This window comes from Phaeovulum sp. (genome assembly GCF_041596715.1).
Taxonomy (GTDB): Bacteria; Pseudomonadota; Alphaproteobacteria; order Rhodobacterales; family Rhodobacteraceae; genus UBA6213.
In genome coordinates this window covers 1-3518 of sequence record NZ_JBFHIA010000281.1, presented here as the reverse complement: position 1 = coordinate 3518, position 3518 = coordinate 1, and the positions used below count along the sequence as shown (strand labels likewise).

Here is a 3518-nt window from a genome sequence, read left to right as displayed (position 1 = left end):
CCGGGCGATCTGGCGCTGGGCAAGCCGATCGTGGTGCTGATCAATGGCGGCTCTGCCTCGGCTTCGGAAATCGTCACCGGCGCGCTGCAAGATCATCACCGTGCGATCGTGGTGGGCACCAAGTCGTTCGGCAAGGGTTCGGTGCAGACCGTCATGCCCATTCGCGGTGATGGCGCGATGCGGCTGACCACTTCGCGCTATTACACGCCCTCGGGCCGGTCGATCCAGTCGCTGGGCATCGCGCCGGATATCGTCGTGGCGCAACCACAAGCCGTCCCGCAGCCGGAAGACGAATCCGCTTCGGCCGCCACGGCAAGCCGTAGCGAGGCGAACCTGCGTGGCTCGCTTTCAAACGATTCGATGACCGAGGACGAACGCGCCCAGTTCATCGCCGAGCAGGAGCGTGCCGAACAGGCCGCCAAGCTGCGGCTAGAGGATTACCAGCTTGCCTATGCGATCGACATTCTGACCGGGCTCGCGAAACTCGGGCCCACCGAGTGACCCCATCGGGGCGCCCGCCGGGCGCCCCGTCTTTGCCGGAAAGCCAGATGAAAACCGATAACGCCGCGCACCTGCCCTATCGCCCCTGCGTCGGGGTCGTGCTGGTCAACCCCGCTGGGCTGGTCTTTGCCGGGCAGCGCATCGACAGCCCCGGTCCTGCTTGGCAAATGCCACAGGGCGGCATCGACAAGGGCGAAGCCCCGCGCGAGGCGGCGCTGCGCGAGTTGTGGGAAGAAACCGGCGTCACCCCCGATCTGGTCGAGGTGGTGGCCGAAACGCCCGATTGGGTAACCTACGATCTGCCGCCCGAACTCTTGGGCAAGATCTGGGGCGGCAAATATCGCGGCCAGCGCCAGCTTTGGTATCTGATGAACTTTCTGGGGCGTGACGAGCAAGTGCGCATCGACACCCCGCACCCCGAGTTCGAACGTTGGCGCTGGATCGCCGCAGACGATCTGATCACGCATATCGTGCCGTTCAAACGGCAGGTTTACGATGCGGTCATTTCGGCGTTCCGCCCGCATCTGGCCTGACCCGCTGCATCTGCTTCAGACCAAATATCCCCGCCGGAGGCGTGCTTACTTGCGCAAGGCGGCCAACAGATCTTCGGTGGCATAGCCATCTGCCAACAGACCCCGCGCGCGCTGAAAGGCGGCAATGGCGGCAGTGGTGTTGGGCCCGATCTTGCCATCTGCGCCCTTGGTGTCGAACCCTGCGGCAGTCAGCCGCCGTTGCAGCTCGACCCGCTCGGCAAGGCCAAGCAGCCGCGTGCCACGTGGCCAATCGGCATGAAACCCCGCCCCGCCAGCCAGACGGTCGGCCAGATGCCCCGTGCCAATCACATAGGAATCGGCGGTGTTGTAGGCTGCGATGGCAAAAAAGTTGCCGTAAATCAGAAATGCAGGGCCACGCGCGCCCGCAGGCAGCAGCACCGAGGCCAGCCCGTGGTCGGGCGGCAGCGCGCCACTGGGAAGCCGCACCCCCATCGCTACCCAGTCGGCATGTGCGCGTTTGCGCATCTTGCCGGTAGCGGCATAGTCGAAGCCCTCGGGCAAGATCACCTCGACGCCCCAAGGTTGCCCCTTCACCCAACCCGAGCGGGCAAGGTAGGCCGCGGTCGAGGCCAGCGCGTCGGCGGGGTTGTCGCTCCAGATATCGCGCTTGCCGTCGCCGGTGAAATCTTCGGCATATGCAAGATAAGAGGTGGGGATGAACTGCGTATGCCCCATCGCCCCCGCCCAAGAACCTACCAGATGCGCGGCATCCACCTCGCGCGCCTCGATGATCTGCAAGGCGGCGATCAATTGCTTTTCAAAGAACTCGCCGCGCCGCCCATCATAGGCCAGCGTTGCAAGCGAGGGGATGATGGCGTTGCCGCCGCGTTGGCGGCCGAAATTGGTTTCCATGCCCCAGACAGCGGCAAGCACCTCTGCCTCGACGCCGTAGCGCGCTTCGAGTGCTGCGAACAGCTTCTTACGCTCGGCCAGCTCGCTTTGCCCGGTCTTGACGCGAGTGGCCGAGGCGGCGGTGTCGAGGTAGTCCCAGATCGGTTGGGCAAACTCGCTCTGATTGCGGTCGCGCCGGATCACGTCTGCGTCGAAGTGCAGGCCCGCTGTCGCCTCGGCAAAGGTTTTGGCCGAGACGCCGGCTGCCAGTGCGCGCGGCCGAAACGCCGCCAGCCAGCGTTGAAACCCCGCCTCCGAGGCGGCGGACTGGGCAGAACTGGGCATGGCACCTCCGGCGGTGGTTTCGGCCTGCCCGGCACAGGCGGCAAGCGCAAGCGTGGTAACGGCTAGGATGGACGCGAGAGGGTGCATGGGCTGCCTGTTGTTTTGGGGCAGTCTAACGCGGGTTCGCGCAATGACCAATGCTCTGCGGCAGCAGCGCGCCTGCACCGGCGCTTTCTTGCGTGCGGCTGGTGCGGTGCCGCGCCCGACGCGCGGGGCTGGCTAGTCCTTGCCGGGCCGCTCATCACCGAAAAAGGGTTCCATCTGCGCCACGATCACCGCGTTTTCGGCCAGCGCGCGCGCCATCAGCGCGCGTTCTTCGGCGTCGATCTCTTCACCCGCCGCTTCGCGTTCGGCCAGCGTGCCATACCCCGTCACATCTAGCGGCGCGAGATCGGCCAGTTTCAGCACCGCGACCGCCTCGCGCACCGCCTCGGCCTCATCGACGCCGGTGGCGTATAGCAAAAGCCCCGCACCGGTCGCGCCTTTGGGCAGCCCGTCGCCCGCCTTGCGGCCAAGTTCGACCAGCAGGGTAAAGACCTGTTGCGGGCGCTTTTCGCGCGGGGCTTCGGGTGCCTCAGTCACGCAAAAGCTCGTTGATCGAGGTTTTCGAGCGGGTCTTGGCGTCTACGCGCTTCACGATCACCGCGCAGTAAAGGTTGACGCCTTTGGAGGGCAAGGAACCTGCAACGACGACCGAACCCGCAGGCACTTCGCCATAGCTGATGGTGCCGGTTTCGCGGTCGTAGATTTTGGTGGACTGGCCGATGAACACGCCCATGCCCAACACCGAACCTTCGCGGATGATGCAGCCTTCGACGACCTCAGAACGCGCGCCGATAAAGCAGTTGTCCTCGATGATCGTGGGGCCGGCCTGCATCGGTTCCAGCACCCCGCCGATACCGACCCCGCCAGACAGGTGCACATTGCGCCCGATCTGCACGCAAGAGCCGACGGTGGCCCATGTATCGACCATCGTTCCTTCGCCAACATAGGCACCGACGTTGACGTAAGAGGGCATCAGAACCGCGCCGGGGGCAATGTAGGCCGAATAGCGCACGGCGCAGTTGGGCACCGCGCGAAAGCCTGCCTTGCGCCAGTCGGCCTCGGTCCAATCCTTGAACTTGCTATCGACCTTGTCCCACCAGCCGCCACCCTGCGGGCCGCCGGTCTGCACCGCCATATCGTTCAGCCGAAAGCCCAGCAGCACCGCCTTTTTCGCCCATTGGTTGACGTGCCAATGGCCATCGGCCTGCCGGACGGCCACGCGCAGGCGGCCTTTATCCAGTT

Annotated in this window: 5 protein-coding genes; 2 read left to right on the top strand and 3 right to left on the bottom strand. The window is 65.2% G+C overall.

From position 1 onward, the window contains the following. A partial coding sequence (locus ABY403_RS14620; RefSeq protein ID WP_372841555.1) for a S41 family peptidase occupies window positions 1–501 on the top strand: 501 nt, incomplete at its 5' end. Window positions 502–548: 47 nt separating this feature from the next. Continuing rightward, window positions 549–1034: an RNA pyrophosphohydrolase gene (locus tag ABY403_RS14615; protein ID WP_372841554.1), complete on the top strand. Its 486-nt coding sequence runs from the start codon at window positions 549–551 to the stop codon at window positions 1032–1034. Window positions 1035–1079: 45 nt separating this feature from the next. Here ABY403_RS14615 and ABY403_RS14610 read toward each other — a convergent pair whose 3' ends face one another. The 3 genes from ABY403_RS14610 to dapD all read right to left on the bottom strand — a co-directional run. Continuing rightward, the gene (locus tag ABY403_RS14610) at window positions 1080–2318 is read right to left on the bottom strand and encodes a lytic murein transglycosylase (protein ID WP_372841553.1); all 1239 of its coding nucleotides are present in this window, start codon (window positions 2316–2318) and stop codon (window positions 1080–1082) included. Window positions 2319–2450: 132 nt separating this feature from the next. Beyond that, window positions 2451–2813 (bottom strand): hypothetical protein, encoded by a 363-nt coding sequence (locus ABY403_RS14605; RefSeq protein ID WP_372841552.1) that lies wholly within the window; start codon window positions 2811–2813, stop codon window positions 2451–2453. Next, window positions 2806–3518, bottom strand: a 713-nt coding sequence (gene dapD / locus ABY403_RS14600) for a 2,3,4,5-tetrahydropyridine-2,6-dicarboxylate N-succinyltransferase (RefSeq protein WP_372841551.1), incomplete at its 5' end; no start/stop codon positions are given. The genes dapD and ABY403_RS14605, both read right to left, overlap by 8 nt.